Annotated in this window: 15 protein-coding genes; 10 read left to right on the forward strand and 5 right to left on the reverse strand. The window is 63.8% G+C overall.

All coding sequences use genetic code 11. From position 1 onward, the window contains the following. Positions 1–24 precede the first annotated feature (24 nt). The gene (locus tag ACZIRK_RS10995) at positions 25–1,569 is read right to left on the reverse strand and encodes a cation:proton antiporter (protein WP_130229698.1); all 1,545 of its coding nucleotides are present in this window, start codon (positions 1,567–1,569) and stop codon (positions 25–27) included. Positions 1,570–1,772: 203 nt separating this feature from the next. Here ACZIRK_RS10995 and ACZIRK_RS11000 point away from each other — a divergent pair, with 203 nt between their 5' ends. The 7 genes from ACZIRK_RS11000 (at position 1,773) to ACZIRK_RS11030 (ending at position 7,848) form a co-directional block, all read left to right on the forward strand. After that, the gene (locus ACZIRK_RS11000) at positions 1,773–2,486 is read left to right on the forward strand and encodes a tetratricopeptide repeat protein (protein WP_130229699.1); all 714 of its coding nucleotides are present in this window, start codon (positions 1,773–1,775) and stop codon (positions 2,484–2,486) included. 343 nt (positions 2,487–2,829) lie between these two features. Continuing rightward, positions 2,830–4,737 carry a propionyl-CoA synthetase gene (locus ACZIRK_RS11005; protein WP_130229708.1) on the forward strand — a complete coding sequence of 636 codons (1,908 nt, stop codon included), beginning with the start codon at positions 2,830–2,832 and terminating at the stop codon, positions 4,735–4,737. A gap of 139 nt (positions 4,738–4,876) precedes the next feature. Continuing rightward, positions 4,877–5,146 (forward strand): hypothetical protein, encoded by a 270-nt coding sequence (locus ACZIRK_RS11010; RefSeq protein WP_028168247.1) that lies wholly within the window; start codon positions 4,877–4,879, stop codon positions 5,144–5,146. A gap of 16 nt (positions 5,147–5,162) precedes the next feature. Further along, on the forward strand, positions 5,163–5,369 hold the full coding sequence (locus tag ACZIRK_RS11015; protein WP_130229700.1) for a DUF6494 family protein: 207 nt from the start codon (positions 5,163–5,165) through the stop codon (positions 5,367–5,369). Between the two features lie 243 nt (positions 5,370–5,612). After that, the gene (locus ACZIRK_RS11020; RefSeq protein ID WP_165435552.1) at positions 5,613–6,347 is read left to right on the forward strand and encodes an OmpW/AlkL family protein; all 735 of its coding nucleotides are present in this window, start codon (positions 5,613–5,615) and stop codon (positions 6,345–6,347) included. A gap of 145 nt (positions 6,348–6,492) precedes the next feature. Further along, positions 6,493–6,711: an alkylphosphonate utilization protein gene (locus tag ACZIRK_RS11025; RefSeq protein WP_130229702.1), complete on the forward strand. Its 219-nt coding sequence runs from the start codon at positions 6,493–6,495 to the stop codon at positions 6,709–6,711. Positions 6,712–6,852: 141 nt separating this feature from the next. Then, on the forward strand, positions 6,853–7,848 hold the full coding sequence (locus tag ACZIRK_RS11030; RefSeq protein ID WP_130229703.1) for an IS30 family transposase: 996 nt from the start codon (positions 6,853–6,855) through the stop codon (positions 7,846–7,848). A 120-nt stretch (positions 7,849–7,968) separates the two neighbouring features. Here the strand turns inward: ACZIRK_RS11030 and ACZIRK_RS11035 are convergent, their stop codons facing one another. Continuing rightward, positions 7,969–8,664 carry a DUF1013 domain-containing protein gene (locus ACZIRK_RS11035; protein WP_130229704.1) on the reverse strand — a complete coding sequence of 232 codons (696 nt, stop codon included), beginning with the start codon at positions 8,662–8,664 and terminating at the stop codon, positions 7,969–7,971. Positions 8,665–8,880: 216 nt separating this feature from the next. Here ACZIRK_RS11035 and ispH point away from each other — a divergent pair, with 216 nt between their 5' ends. From ispH to rnhA, 3 genes are read left to right on the forward strand one after another with little or no spacing between them, the layout of a single operon-like run. Then, positions 8,881–9,849 carry a 4-hydroxy-3-methylbut-2-enyl diphosphate reductase gene (gene ispH, locus ACZIRK_RS11040; protein ID WP_028168252.1) on the forward strand — a complete coding sequence of 323 codons (969 nt, stop codon included), beginning with the start codon at positions 8,881–8,883 and terminating at the stop codon, positions 9,847–9,849. Positions 9,850–9,855: 6 nt separating this feature from the next. Beyond that, positions 9,856–10,836, forward strand: coding sequence for a homoserine kinase (locus ACZIRK_RS11045; protein WP_130229706.1), 981 nt, complete (start codon positions 9,856–9,858; stop codon positions 10,834–10,836). Beyond that, entirely contained in the window at positions 10,833–11,297 is a 465-nt protein-coding gene (gene rnhA, locus ACZIRK_RS11050; RefSeq protein WP_130229707.1) for a ribonuclease HI, read from the forward strand. Before ACZIRK_RS11045 ends, rnhA begins: the two co-directional genes overlap by 4 nt. A gap of 431 nt (positions 11,298–11,728) precedes the next feature. Here rnhA and ACZIRK_RS11055 read toward each other — a convergent pair whose 3' ends face one another. The 3 genes from ACZIRK_RS11055 to ACZIRK_RS11065 all read right to left on the reverse strand — a co-directional run bounded on the left by ACZIRK_RS11055 (position 11,729) and on the right by ACZIRK_RS11065 (position 14,593). Continuing rightward, entirely contained in the window at positions 11,729–12,214 is a 486-nt protein-coding gene (locus ACZIRK_RS11055) for a peroxiredoxin (RefSeq protein ID WP_028168672.1), read from the reverse strand. 108 nt (positions 12,215–12,322) lie between these two features. Beyond that, on the reverse strand, positions 12,323–12,877 hold the full coding sequence (locus tag ACZIRK_RS11060; RefSeq protein ID WP_130229841.1) for a DUF924 family protein: 555 nt from the start codon (positions 12,875–12,877) through the stop codon (positions 12,323–12,325). Positions 12,878–12,904: 27 nt separating this feature from the next. Further along, positions 12,905–14,593, reverse strand: a complete 1,689-nt coding sequence (locus ACZIRK_RS11065; RefSeq protein WP_130229840.1) for a long-chain fatty acid--CoA ligase — start codon at positions 14,591–14,593, stop codon at positions 12,905–12,907. Positions 14,594–14,602 lie beyond the last annotated feature (9 nt).

The following is a 14,602-nucleotide window of genomic DNA, read 5'->3' on the forward strand; positions in this document are numbered from 1 at the left end:
GCTCAAGGCCGGGACGACGCAAGATCACGCCTCCGCGCTCAATTCGGCACGGTCGAGCTCTTCCTCGACCAGATGAAATGCGTCGTCGCCGATCTCCTCAGAGTCGCGCAGCGTCAAGAGCGATTGCCGGGCGGCGCTGATCGCGCGGCGCCTTAAGGGATCGGCGGGAAGCTCGCTCGATGTGACGCCGCCGCTCGGATCGGTCTCGGCGCGCATCAGAAGCGCGCGGTATTCCAGCCTGAGGATCTCGGCCTCCTCGGACGGATCGCCGTCGATCTCCTCCAGCGCGGCGCGAAAGGCCGTGGCGCGGGCGCGCGCCGCCTCGGCCGTCACCGGATCGTCGTCCTTCAGACGCAGCGCCAAGATCAAGGGCCGCAAGGTCAAGCCCTGGATCACCAGCGTTCCAAACACCACCGAAAAGGCGGTCAGCAGGATCAGGTCGCGATACGGGAAATCCTCCGGCAACGCAAAGGCGGCCGCCAGCGTGACGATGCCGCGCATGCCGCACCAGGAAACGACGAAGCCGCTCTTGATTGTCGGCGGCGGCGCCGTGCGCGAGGGGTGGAATAGCCCCCATGCCACCAGTCGCCGAAAGACGACGCCATAGCTCATCACCCACGCGATGCGCGCGAGAATCACGGCCGCCAGCACGCTCGCGGCAAAGATGCAGTATTCCATGCGCACGTAGGCGTCGAGCCCGGCCCAGATCGGCTTGAGCTGCATCCCGATGAACATGAAGGCGAGCACGTTGAGCACGAATACCACGGTCTCCCACACCGCATAGGACGGGACACGCAGCCGGGCCGGAGTTCGCGCCGGTGCGGTGCGGGCCAGCGTGATGGCGAAGACCACGATGGTGAGAATGCCGGAAAGGCCGATCCGCTCGGCGATGATCCAGATCATGAACGTGCCGCCGAACTGGGTGATGATCGCGCTCGGCGCGTAGCTGATCCGTTGCGTCAGCAGTGCCGAAATCCTCGCGAAGAGAAAGCCGGCGAGCAGGCTGCCGACGAGCGCCCATGCTACCGCGGGCGCGAATTCGTGCAGCTTCGCATGCTCGATCGCCACGGCGCCCACGGCGATGCGATAAATCAGCAGCGCGCTGGCGTCATTGAGCAGGCTCTCGCCTTCGAGGATTTTCAGGAGCCGATAGGGCAGCTTGACCTGGCGCAGGATTGCGACTGCGGCAGCGGCATCCGGTGGTGCCACGATGGCGCCGAGCGCGATCGCCGCGGCCCATGGCATGTCCGGCTTGAACCAGTGCGTCACCAGGGTGACGGCGGCGGTGGTGGTTCCTACCGCCGCCAGCACCAGCATCGTCACCGGCAACCAGTTGTTGCGGAGGTCCCGCAGCGAGGTGTCGAACGCTGCATCCACCAGCACCGGCGCCACGAACAGTGCCAGCGCGAGGCTGGGTTCCAATGTCCAGGATGGCCCCGACGGCAGGAAGGTCAGGAGCACGCCGCCGATCGCAAGAAAGGTCGGATAGGGCACGTTGATACGTCGCGCCACCGCCGACAGCGGAATGGCGACGAGCAGCAGGACGATGATCCATTCGAAGGTTGACACGCGTCAAATTCCCGTTGGCGGACGTCGGCTAATCTAGCATCAGTTTGCGAGCCCATGGGCAAGCGCGAAATCGCGACAAATCTCCCGCTGTGCGGAGTATGCGTCGTTTGCTACCATCGGGCCGAGATCAAGAATTCCTTCCGGACCAATCGATGCAACCCTGGCTCTTCATCCGACGCGCTCTCGTCGCGTCGAGCCTTTGCATGGCGCTTGCGCAGCATGCATTCGCAACCGGCGTAGAGCCGCTCAAGGATGTGCAGGCCGATCCTGCGCCATGCCTCACTGCTGCTGGTGCTGACGATAACGACAAGGCCGTCGAACTCTGCACGGCGCTGATTGACAATGAAAGCGCCACCAACGCCGATCGCGTCAAGGCGCTGATCGCGCGTGGCGACGCCTATGCCCGCAAGGACATGGTCGACCGCGCGATCTCCGATTACGACGCGGTGCTGAGGCTGGATCCGACGCTTGCCGATAGCTTCAATGCGCGCGGCGAGCTCTGGCGCAAGAAGGGCGACCGGCCCAAGGCGCTCGCTGATTTCGGCGCGGCGATCAAGCTGAACCCGGATCACGCCGCGGCGCGCGCGAACTACAAGTCGTTGGCGCTCGAATTGGAGCGCCTGGGCGCGCTGATGGCCGTTGCCGGCAAGCCAAGTTTCAATTGTGCCAAGGCGCACCGCGCGGTGGAGAAGGTCATCTGCGGCAATCCGGAACTCGCCGATCTCGATCGCGAGATCTTTGCGGCGAATGCCAGGGCGATCCGCGAGGCCGAGAATCCGCGTGCCGCCCGCGCCCTGCAGCGCGAGCAGGACGAATTCATCGCCCGCCGCAACGCCCAGTTCGGCCGTCCCGGCTACGACCTGCAGAAGGCGATGAAGCAGCGCCTCCAGAAGCTGAACGGGGCCGATGGGTATTAGCTCTCTTTCACCTCTCTCATAGGGAGAGGTCGATTTGCGCCAGCAAATCGGGTGAGGGGTTACGCTCTCTCGTGGGACCTGAACCCCTCACCCGGCGCTGCGCGCCGACCTCTCCCTGCGGGAGAGGTGGGAGGTCGCGAACGCGCTTTGTGCACGAACGGCGGCGTCTTTTCGGCTTGAATCATGACCGCTCTCCGTGACAATGCGGTCAGAGACGATGAACTAGCCGCTTGCGTCATGCCCGGCCTTGTGCCGGGCATCCACGTCCTTCCCGGCGAGGAAGCAACGCGTGGACGGCCGGGACGAGCCCGGCCATGACGGGGAGAAGGACCGGGAGGACGCCATGAATATTCACGACAGCCGCTATCACGAGGTCTATGCACGTTCGCTGGCTGATCCCGAGGGCTTCTGGAGCGAGGCGGCGCGGGAGATCGATTGGATCGAGCCCGCGAAGAAGATTTTCGATCCCTCGCTTGGCGCTTATGGACGCTGGTTCACCGGCGCCGTCGTCAACACCTGCTACAACGCGCTCGATCGCCATGTCCTGGGCGGTCGCGCCGAGCAGGTCGCACTGATCCACGATTCCCCGCTCACCGGCAGCGTGACGAAATTCACCTATGCCGAGCTTCTGAAGGAAGTGCAGACGCTCGCCGCGGTCATGCAGGATTTCGGCGTGACCAAGGGCGACCGCGTCATCCTCTATATGCCGATGGTGCCGGAAGCGGTGGTGGCGATGCTGGCCTGCGCGCGGATCGGCGCGGTGCACAGCGTGGTGTTCGGCGGCTTTGCGGCAAAGGAGCTGGCCAGCCGCATCGATGATGCCAAGCCGAAGCTGATCTTTTCGGCAAGTTGCGGAATCGAGCCCGGCCGCATCGTGCAGTACAAGCCGCTGCTTGACGAGGCGATCAAGCTTGCCAGCGCCAAGCCGCAAGGCTGCATCATCCTGCAGCGCCCGCAGCATGGTTGCGAGCTCACTGCGGGCCGCGATCACGACTGGGCCCGTCTGCGCGGCGCCGCGCTCGATGCCGGCAAGGCCGTGCCTTGCGTCCCGGTGCTCGCGACCGATCCGCTCTACATCCTCTACACCTCGGGCACGACGGGAATCCCGAAGGGCGTCGTGCGCGACAATGGCGGGCACCTGGTCGCGCTGAAATGGTCGATGTTCAACCTCTATGGCGTCAGGCCGGGCGAGGTCTGGTGGTGCGGCTCCGACATCGGCTGGGTGGTCGGCCACAGCTATATCGTTTACGGCCCACTGTTCCATGGCGCGACCTCGGTCATGTATGAAGGCAAGCCGGTCGGCACACCCGATGCCGGTGCGTTCTGGCGGGTCATCTCCGAGCACAAGGCGGTTGCGTTCTTCACCGCACCGACCGCCTTCCGCGCCATCCGCAAGGAGGATCCGGAAGGCAAGTTCATCCGGCAATACGATCTCGCAAACTTCCGCACGCTCTTCCTCGCCGGCGAGCGCGCCGATCCGCCGACGGTGGAATGGGCGGAAGCACAATTGAAGGTGCCGGTGGTCGACCATTGGTGGCAGACCGAGACCGGCTGGTGCATTGCCGGCAATCCGGTGGGCCTCGGCATGCTGCCGGTCAAGCACGGCTCGCCGACGGTACCGATGCCGGGCTATCAGGTCGATGTGGTCGATGAGGCCGCAAGGCCCGTGCCCGCAGGCACTATGGGCTCGATCGTGGTCAAGCTGCCGATGCCGCCCGCCTGCCTGCCGACGCTGTGGCAGCAGGACGAGCGCTTCAAGGAAGCCTATCTCTCCGAATTCCCCGGCTACTACAAGACCTCGGATGCCGGCTACAAGGATGAGGACGGCTATGTCTGGGTGATGGGCCGCACCGACGACATCATCAATGTCGCCGGCCACCGGCTCTCCACCGGCGGCATGGAAGAGATTTTGGCGTCGCATCCCGATGTCGCCGAATGCGCCGTGCTCGGCATCAATGATGCGATCAAGGGCGAAGTGCCCTGCGGCCTCCTGGTGCTGAAGGCCGGCGTCAGCCGTCCGCCGGCCGAGATCGAGAAGGAAATCGTAGCGCTGGTGCGCGAAAAGCTCGGCCCCGTGGCCGCCTTCAAGCTCGCGATCACCGTGGGCCGCCTGCCGAAGACGCGCTCCGGAAAGATCCTCCGAGGCACCATCAAGAAGATCGCCGACGGCGAAAGCTGGACCATGCCGGCCACGATCGAGGACCCCAAGGTACTTGACGAGATCGGCGACGCGCTGAAGGGAAGGGTGTGACGGTTGGATCGTCATGCCCGGGCTTGACCCGGGCATCCATCAAGATCAGAGAAGCCGCCATCTTTTCGATGGATTGCCGGGTCATCCCCGATCGGGTCGGGGACGGGCGCCCGGCAATGACGAAAGAGGGAACCCACGTATGCGACGTTACTTCGCCCGAGCCCATATCGCGCTGTTCCTGCTCGCCCCGCTGCTCGCCGGCTGCCTCGAGCATAGATCGGCGCCGCTGGCCGACGCTGCGGGCGATGACGACGCTTTCTGCCGCGCCAACAATGTCCAGCAGGGTTCGCCCGAATATGTCGCCTGCCGCAAGGACCGCGACGTCCAGCGGCAGAACGCTGAAGCGAGGACCGACCGCCGGCAGCGCAATCTCGCCGAAGACATGCTCAACAATCCGGTGAGGCCATGAGGCAAGGAGGACCGTCATGAACGAAGACGTCTTCAACGAAAGCCTGCGCCGATTCCTGAAGCGCGTCGGCATCACCTCCCAGCGCGAGATCGAAAAGGCCGTACGCGACGGCATCGACGCCGGCCGTCTCAAAGGCAACGAGAAGCTGACCGCAAAAATGACGCTGACGATCGACGCTGTCGGACTCAAGCACGAGGTGACGGAAGACATCGCGCTCGGATAGTGCTTCGCGAATCTCCGTTGTCATGCCCGCGAAGTATGACGAGAGCGGCAGCGCGTTACCGCTACGACTGAATCGCATCGGTGTTTGCCGTGATACTTTTGCAACGGTGTGACTCAATCACGCCATGTCTCGTCTGATTTGATCCGCATCAAATCCTTCACCGCCCCGCTTCTGGTCTGAGAGAGGCAACGCGCGACTTTCCGCGCGGACTTGGCGATGGAAGACTTGGCGATGGGGAATTTGATGAGGACAAGAACGATTTTGACGGCGTCACTGCTCGCGGTTGCGGCGGCGTTCGGTGGGGCTGCCATGTCGGCGCAGGCTGCGGATCTGGCGCCGGTCTACAAGGCGAAAGCGCCGCCGCCGGTGGAGACCTTCAACCCCTGGATGATCCGTCTGCGCGCGCTCGGCGTGTTGCCGGATGCGGGCGGCAGCTCGGTTAACGTCTTCGGCGTTCCGGGCCTGTCGTCACCGAATTCGGGGCTCTCGATCAGCGACCAGGTCATCCCGGAGCTCGACATCACCTATTTCTTCACCGAGAACTTGGCGGCCGAACTCATCCTTGGCGCGACCAGGCATCACATCAGCGGTACCGGGGCGCTCAACGGGCTCGACATCGGTAAGGCCTGGCTGTTGCCGCCGACGCTGACCCTGCAATATCACTTCACCGGGCTCGGCGCGTTCAAGCCGTACATCGGTGCCGGCATCAACTACACCGTGTTCTTCAACCAGTCCGCGGCCAATACGCCGGTCGGCGGCCTCGCGGTGACGGATCTGCACATCAGCAACCAGGTCGGCGCCGCGGTCCAGTTCGGCTTCGACTACATGCTCGACCGCCACTGGGGCCTCAACGTCGACGTGAAGAAGCTGTGGCTGCGGCCGGACTACTCGGCAACCGTCAACAACGCAATTCCAGTCACCGGGCGCGCCAATATCGATCCGTGGCTGGTGGGCGGCGGCGTCGTCTACAAGTTCTGACGCCGCGGGGGGATGGCGGCGCCGGGGGGCCGGGCCCCGGCGCCGCCAGCCGCCTTGATGCTGAGCCCGCATGAGATGACGGACGAAATCGAATTGCGCTAAGAGAGAGTGTTCTCATCTCAGCGCGCGTCGCGGAAAGCATCACATGGACATCAAGGTTAGGGATTCAAACGGCGCGCTGCTCGGCGAAGGCGACAGCGTCACGCTGATCAAGGACCTGAAGCTGAAAGGCTCGTCCACGGTCTTGAAGCGCGGCACGGTGATCAAGAACATCCACCTCACCGATAGCGAGGACGAGATCGAAGGCCGCACCGACAAGGTCAAGGGCCTGGTCCTGCGCACGGAGTTCCTGAAGAAGGCGTGAGGCCGATCCGCCGTCAATCACCCGCGAAAGCGGGTGATCCAGTATTCCAGAGACGTCAATCGTCGGACCGATAAGCTGCGGCGTACTGGATACCCCTTAGGTTCACGACACAAGTGCAACACCTGCCAGGGTGTTGCGGCGATGGGACAGTGTTACGGCCAGCTCAGCCTCGATGAGCGCATTGAGATTTACCGCCTGCATGCAGGCGGTAAATCTCAAAACCAAATTGCGTCCGCACTTGGCCGGGCGCCATCGACGATCAGTCGCGAACTTCGACGGAACTCCCGGCCCACCAAGGTTTGGGCGGGCGGCTACGAGCCTGTCCGGGCGCAGCAACTGGCCGGGCGCCGGCGGCGGTGGGATTGCCGCTTCAAGCTGGCGCGCCAGCCGCACCTGCGGGACCGCGTGGGCAAAGGCCTTGCGATGGGACATTCCCCCGAGCAGATCGCTGGCCGACTGGCGCTGGAACATGGTCGCGTGATCATCAGCCATGAGTCAATCTATCGCTTCATCTATCATCGAACAGCCCAGAAGGATTACTGGTATCGTCTGCTGCCGCGTCACAAAAAAATACGCGGGCGACGCGGACGCAGCCGCGCCAGCGTCATCAAGCACCGACGCTCGATCGCCGAACGACCCGTTGAGGTCGAGGGCCGCGGAACGCCGGGCCATTGGGAGGCGGACTTCATGCTGTTCGCCAAATGCGGTCAAGGCTTGCTGGTTCTCCACGAACGACAAACCCGTTTCAACATCGTTCACCGCCCGCCCGATCGAAAGGCTGTTCTCACCGCTCAAACCATCACGCGTCAGCTCGGCAAGGTTCCGGCGGCGATGCGCCAAACCATCAGCTTCGACAACGGGAACGAGTTCGCCGAGCATCACAGGCTTCACCAAACCCTCGGCCTCCAAACCTTCTTCTGCGATCCCCACAGCCCCTGGCAAAAAGGCGGCGTCGAAAACTTCATCGGCCGGCTACGACGCGTCCTGCCGCGCAAAACCGACCTCAACCTCATCACCCCAGCTGACCTCAAGCGGCACATTCGCCGCCTCAACAACACCCCACGCAAATGTCTGGACTTCAAAACCCCCGCTGAGGCATTCTCCGAACTCAAATCAATCGTTGCACTTCAACCGTGAATCCATCCCCCGCACTCGCGGGGCATGATGGTTGAGGGCGCTCGCTGCATCGCCTCAAACAAAAACGCGACGGGTTATCCCGCCGCGTTCGCATCTCCGATGGCTCAAAGTGGAGGAGACTTACTCCTCCTCGTCCGCCTTCTTGCCGCCGATCGTCTTCAGCTTGGCGAACACGGCGTCGACGTTGAGGTCGTCGCTCGTCTTCTCGGCAGGCTCGAACTCCGGCTCCTTCCGCGTGGTTTCGGAGGCGGGCAGCAGCGTGGCGCCACCATAGGTGGCGGTGGCGGGCTTCTCCTTGGCGGCGCGCTGCACCTCGAAATCGAGCTCGATCTGCGAGCACAGGCCGAGCGTCACCGGGTCCATCGGGGTCAGCGTCGAGGTATTCCAGTGGGTGCGGTCGCGGACGCTCGCGATCGTGGTCTTGGTGGTTCCGACCAGCCGCATGATCTGGGCGTCCTTCAGTTCGGGATGGTTGCGGACCAGCCACAGGATCGCGCTCGGCCGCTCATGGCGGCGCGATACCGGGGTGTAGCGCGGGCCCTTGCGCTTGGCGGCGGCCGGCAGCACCACCTTGCTCTCGCCGAGCCTGAGGCGATAGTTGGGGTCCCTTTCGCCCCTTTCGATCTCGTCGCGGCTCAATTGGCCGGTCGAGATCGGATCCATGCCCTTGATGCCCTGGGCGGCGTCGCCGTCGGCGATGGCGCGGACCTCGAGCGGGTGCATCTTGGTGAAATCGGCGACCTGGTCGAAGGTCAGCGCGGTATTATCGAGTAGCCAGACGGCGGTCGCCTTGGGCATCAGAGGTGCGTTGCTCATGGCAAATCTCCTTTGTGCTTCGCCCACCTCTTTGGAGGCGAAACCGGGGGGTCATCAGCGATGACGGGAATTAAGCCCTATATAATCCTTCGGGTACCGGTGGCGCAATGGTTCTGCTAGAGTGCCTTGACACCGCCGGAAACCGAGCCCAAGTCCTACCCCAACTGACCGTTCCCTGCCCGCCGGCAAGGGGTGATTCGGTCGCGAGATCGCTCCATGCCAGCCAAACCTGACCTGAGAATCGTGCTTTGTTCGCCACGCGGCTTTTGTGCCGGGGTGGTCCGGGCCATCGACACTGTGGAACGGGCGCTGACGATCTACGGCGCCCCGGTTTATGTCCGGCACGAGATCGTCCACAACAAATACGTCGTGGACGGCCTGAAGAAGAAGGGCGCGATTTTCGTCGAGGAACTGGCCGAAATCCCCGAAAATACCACCGCGCCGGTGGTTTTTTCCGCCCATGGGGTTCCGAAATCGGTTCCGGCGGATGCTCAGGCGCGCCATTTGTTCTCGCTGGACGCCACCTGTCCGCTGGTCACCAAGGTGCACCGGGAAGCGGCCATCCATTTCAAGCGGGGGCGGGAGATCCTCCTGATCGGGCATTCCCACCACCCGGAGGTGGTCGGCACGCTCGGCCAGTTGCCGCCGGGCGCCGTGACCCTGATCGAGACCGCCGAGGACGCCAAGACCTTCACCCCGAAGGATCCCAACAACCTCGCCTTTGTGACCCAGACCACGCTCTCGATCGACGATACCGCCGAGATCGTCGCGCTGCTCAAGGAGCGCTTCCCGAACGTCAACGGGCCGCACAAGGAAGACATCTGCTACGCCACCACCAACCGCCAGCTCGCGGTGAAGAAGGTGGCTCCGGTGGTCGATGCGCTGATCGTGGTCGGCGCGCCGAACTCCTCCAACTCGCAGCGCCTGCGCGAGGTCGCCGAGCGCGAGGGCTGCCCGATCGCGGTGCTGGCGCAGCGTGCCAGCGATATCGATTGGGCGCGATTTGAGGGCATCAGCAGCCTCGGCATTACGGCCGGCGCCTCCGCGCCGGAAGTGATCGTAGAAGAGATCATGGACGCGTTCGCCGAGCGCTTTGAATTGCATGTCGAGACCGTCTCGGCGGCGGAAGAAAACGAGTTCTTCCCGCTGCCGCGCTCGCTGCGTCCCGAAGCCGCCGCCGAGTAGTCCTTTATGGCGGTCTACACCGACGTCGCCGCCGAAGAGCTAGCGGAATTCCTCAAGAGTTACGACATCGGCGAACTCCTCTCCTATAAGGGGATCGCCGAAGGCGTCGAAAATTCCAACTTCCTGCTGCACACGAGCCGCGGCTCGTTCATCCTGACGCTGTACGAAAAGCGCGTGGCGGAGGATGATCTTCCGTATTTCCTGTCGCTGATGGCGCATCTGGCCGAGCGCGGCGTGAGCTGCCCGCAGCCGGCGCGAAACCGCAACGGCGAGGTCTATAGCCGGCTTGCCGGGCGGCCGGCGGCGATCATCAATTTCCTCGAAGGCATGTGGCCGCGGCGGCCGACTGTCGGGCACTGCGGAGCGGTCGGCGAGGCGCTGGCGAAAATGCATCTTGCCGGGCTCGATTTTCCGATGTTCCGGAAGAACCCGCTCTCGGTCGCCGGCTGGCGGCCGCTGTTCGATCTCGCCAGCGCGCGCGCCGACAGCGTGCAGGCGGGCCTGCGCGATTTCGTCGAGTGCGAGCTCGGCTATCTCGAGGCGAACTGGCCGGCCGATCTGCCGGTCGGCGTCATTCATGCCGATCTGTTTCCGGACAACGTGTTCTTCCTCGGCGACAGGCTGTCCGGCCTGATCGACTTCCCGTTCTCCTGCAACGACATCCTGGCCTATGACGTGGCGATCTGCCTCAATGCCTGGTGCTTCGAGCCGGATCATTCCTTCAATGCGACCAAGGCGCGCGCGCTGCTCAATGCGTACGGCCGGGCGCGGCCACTGTCGGAAGGAGAGCAGGCGGCGCTGCCGCTGCTTGCGCGCGGCGCCGCGCTGCGCTTCCTGCTGACGCGCCTGGTCGATTTCCTCAACGTGCCGGCGGGTGCGCTGGTGAAGCCCAAGGACCCGCTGGAATACGCGCGGAAGCTGCGCTTCCACCAGAGCGTGAAGACGCTGCGCGACTACGGCGTGACGCAGGCAGGGTGCGTGGCGTGAGCGAAAAGCCGCATGTGACTGTTTTCACCGACGGCGCCTGCTCCGGCAATCCCGGTCCGGGCGGCTGGGGCGCGATCCTGAGATTCGGCGACGTCGAGAAGGAATTGAAGGGCGGCGAGGCCCATACCACCAACAACCGCATGGAATTGATGGCGGCGATCTCGGCGCTGGAGGCGCTGAAGAAGCCCTGCGTGGTCGATCTCACCACCGACAGCCAATATGTCCGCCAGGGCATCACGGGGTGGATCTTCGGCTGGAAGAAGAACGGCTGGCGCACCGCCGACAAGAAGCCGGTGAAGAACGTCGAGCTATGGCAGCGGCTCGATGCCGCGCTGAAGCCACACGAGGTGCGCTGGCACTGGATCAAGGGCCACGCCGGCCACGCCGAAAACGAGCGCGCCGACCAGCTCGCCCGCGAAGGCGTCGCCATGGCGCGGCTCAAGGAGAGAGTGGGGCAGTAGCGCGCAATTTTGCCGCATTCGTCATGGCCGGGCTCGTCCCGGCCATCCACGGGTCGCTGCGCGTTCGGAAGCAAAGACCTGGATGCCCGGGACAAGCCCGGGCATGACGGCGTTCCGTAGCCTCAGCTCGTCATTGCGGGGAGCCTAGAGCGCGATGTCATTTGGTTGAATCGGCTTGGCCGCAAGTTCACCTCTCCCGAAGGGAGAGGTCGCGCCGGAGGCGCGGGTGAGGGGTTACGGTCCCTCGATAGAGCAGATCCCCTCACCCGGCGCTACGCGCCGACCTCTCCCTATGGGAGAGGTGAGAAGAGGCAGCGCCCATGGGAACACAATTCGACCTTATCTCATCACGCTCTAGCGACGAAGCAATCCATGTCTCCGCAAGTGGTGAGGTGGATTGCTTCGCTTTGCTCGCAATGACGCGGTAAAGCTTACAGCTGCGCCAGCAGCGTGTCGCCGCCGGACACCTCGACCTTGCCGGGGGCCGGTTCGAGGTTGAGCTTCTTCACCACGCCATCCTCGACCAGCATCGAATAGCGCTTGGAGCGGATGCCAAGGCCATTGCCGGAGGCGTCGAGCTCCATGCCGATCGCCTTGGTGAAATCGGCATTGCCGTCGGCGAGGAACAGCGCCTCGTCGCGCTGGTCGGTGTCGCGCTTCCAGGCGTTCATGACGAAGGCATCGTTGACCGAGACGATCGCGATGGTGTCGACGCCCTTGTCCTTGATGGCGTAGGCGTTGAGGAAGATGCTCGGCAGATGCATCTTGTGGCAGGTGCCGGTGTAGGCGCCGGGCACGGCGAATAGTGCCACCTTCTTGCCCTTGAAGACATCATCTGTTGTCCGCACCTGCGGACCTTCCTCGGTCATCACGCGAAACTTGGCATCCGGCAGCTTGCCGCCAACTTGGATCGTCATCGTCCAGTCTCCCTGAATGAGCTGATGTTTTGTAGACCGTGCAGCTTGCCGGCACAATATTCGTGGGGCTCAAAACCGCAACGGCCGCGCGCCTTCACCGTTCCGTCATCATCCGGAAAATCCGCCCTGATCCAGGAAGGCCTGCTCATCGGGCGTGGTCGCGCGCCCCAGGATGCGGTTGCGGTGAGGGAAACGGCCGAACCGCCGGATGATATCGGCGTGCCCCTCCGCATATTCGAGCTGTTCCGTATTGCCGATGTTGCGAAACAACTCGATGCAGCGCATCTGGTCGGGCAGATGCTCCGAATGCATGAAGGGCATGTAGAGAAATTCGAGCAAGTCGGGGTCGATTCGCGCGTCCACGCCTCGGCTGATGGCCCGGTGCGCCGCCTCGCGCGCCAGCGCGTCGCTCGAATAGGTCAGGGCATTGCCGCGAAACATGTTGCGGGGAAACTGGTCGAGCACGATGACGAGCGCCAGTGCGCCGTCATCGCTCATCTCCCATGACGACAACTCGCCGCCCGCCGCCTTCCGCCACAGCTCGAGATAGCAGTCGCGTATGTCCGCATCGAACACATCGTCGCGCGCATACCAGCGACCGGGGCCGGCCGCGCGCCAAAACGCCAGGATTTCGCCCGGCGTGACGTCGGGAGCGTAAGTCATGGTCCGCATGTCCGCTCGCGCGCGAATTCAGGCCGCAGCCGCCGGCTTCTTCTCGTCGCGCAATTCGCGGCGCAGGATCTTGCCGACATTGGTCTTCGGCAACGCGGTCCTGAACTCGATCTGCTTGGGCACCTTGTAGTTGGTGAGCTGGGTGCTGCAGAACTTGATGATCTCCTCGGCGGTGAGGCTCGGATCCTTGCGGACGATGAAGGCTTTCACTGCCTCGCTGGTCTTGGCGTCGGTCACGCCGATCACGGCGCATTCGAGCACGCCCGGATGGCTCGCGATCACTTCCTCGATCTCGTTCGGATAGACGTTGAAGCCGGAGACCAGGATCATGTCCTTCTTGCGGTCGACGATCTTGGTGTAGCCGTTCTCGTCCATCACCCCGATGTCGCCGGTGCGGAAATAGCCGTCCGCGGTCATCACTCGCGCGGTCTCGTCCGGCCGGTTCCAGTAGCCTGACATCACCTGCGGGCCCTTGGCGCAGATCTCGCCGGCCTGTCCGAGCGGCAGTTCATTGCCGTCATCGTCGCGGATCGAGAGATAGGTCGAAGGCACGGGCAGGCCGATCGAGCCGGAGAACTTGTTGGTGTCTGCCGGGTTGCAGGTCAGCGTCGGCGAGGTCTCGGACAGGCCGTAGCCTTCCGACAGCGCGCAGCCGGTCACCGCCAGCCATTTCTCTGCCACGGGCTTTTGCGTCGCCATGCCGCCGCCGAATGAGGTCTTCAGTTTGGAGAAGTCGAGCTTGTCGAAGCCGGGCGTGTTCAACAAGCCGTTGTAGAGCGTGTTGACGGCGGGGAAGCTGTTGATCCGATATTTCGCGAGCTCCTTGACGAAGCCGGGCAGGTCGCGCGGGTTCGGGATCAGGAGGTTGACGCCGCCGGCGCGCACCGCCAGCAGATAGCAGGCGGTCAGCGCGAAGATGTGGTAGAGCGGCAGCGCGCAGACGATGAAGAGCTGGTCGACATGCGGCGGCTTCTTGATCGCCGGCTGCAGCCAGGCGTCATTCTGCAACACATTGGCGACGATGTTGCGGTGGAGCAGGGTGGCTCCCTTGGAGACGCCGGTGGTGCCGCCGGTATATTGCAGGAAGGCGACGTCGTCGGGCGTGATCCTGGGCCGGTTGAGCTTCATGCCGCGGCCCGCAGCGACAGCGGCATTGAACGGGACGGCGCGCGGGATCGAGAACGGCGGCACCATCTTCTTCACCCGGCGCACCACCAGATTGACGATCACGCCCTTGAAGCCGAGCAGGTCGCCCATGCTGCCGACGATGACGTGCTTGACAGACGTCTTGCCCAGCACTTGCTGCACGGTGCTGGCGAAATTCTCCAGAACGATGATGGCTTCCGCGCCGGAATCCTTGAGCTGGTGCTCGAGCTCGCGCGGGGTGTAGAGCGGGTTGACGTTCACGACAGCGTATCCCGCGCGCAGCACGGCGGCGGTCGAGATCGGATATTGCAGCACGTTCGGCATCATCAGCGCGACGCGCGCGCCCTTTTGCAGGCCGAGGCTCTGCAAGTATGCGCCGAGCGCGGTCGACATCTCGTCGAGCTCGCGATAGGTGATCGCCTTGTCCATGCAGATGAAGGCCTTGCGGTCGGCGAACTTCGCAAAGCTTTCCTCGAGCAGCTCAACCAGCGATGAGTATTGCGTGACGTCGATGTCGGCGGGCACGCCGGCCGGGTAATGCTTGAGCCAGATGCGCTCCATGGAAATCCC

It is taken from the genome of Bradyrhizobium sp. Leo114 (genome assembly GCF_055229415.2).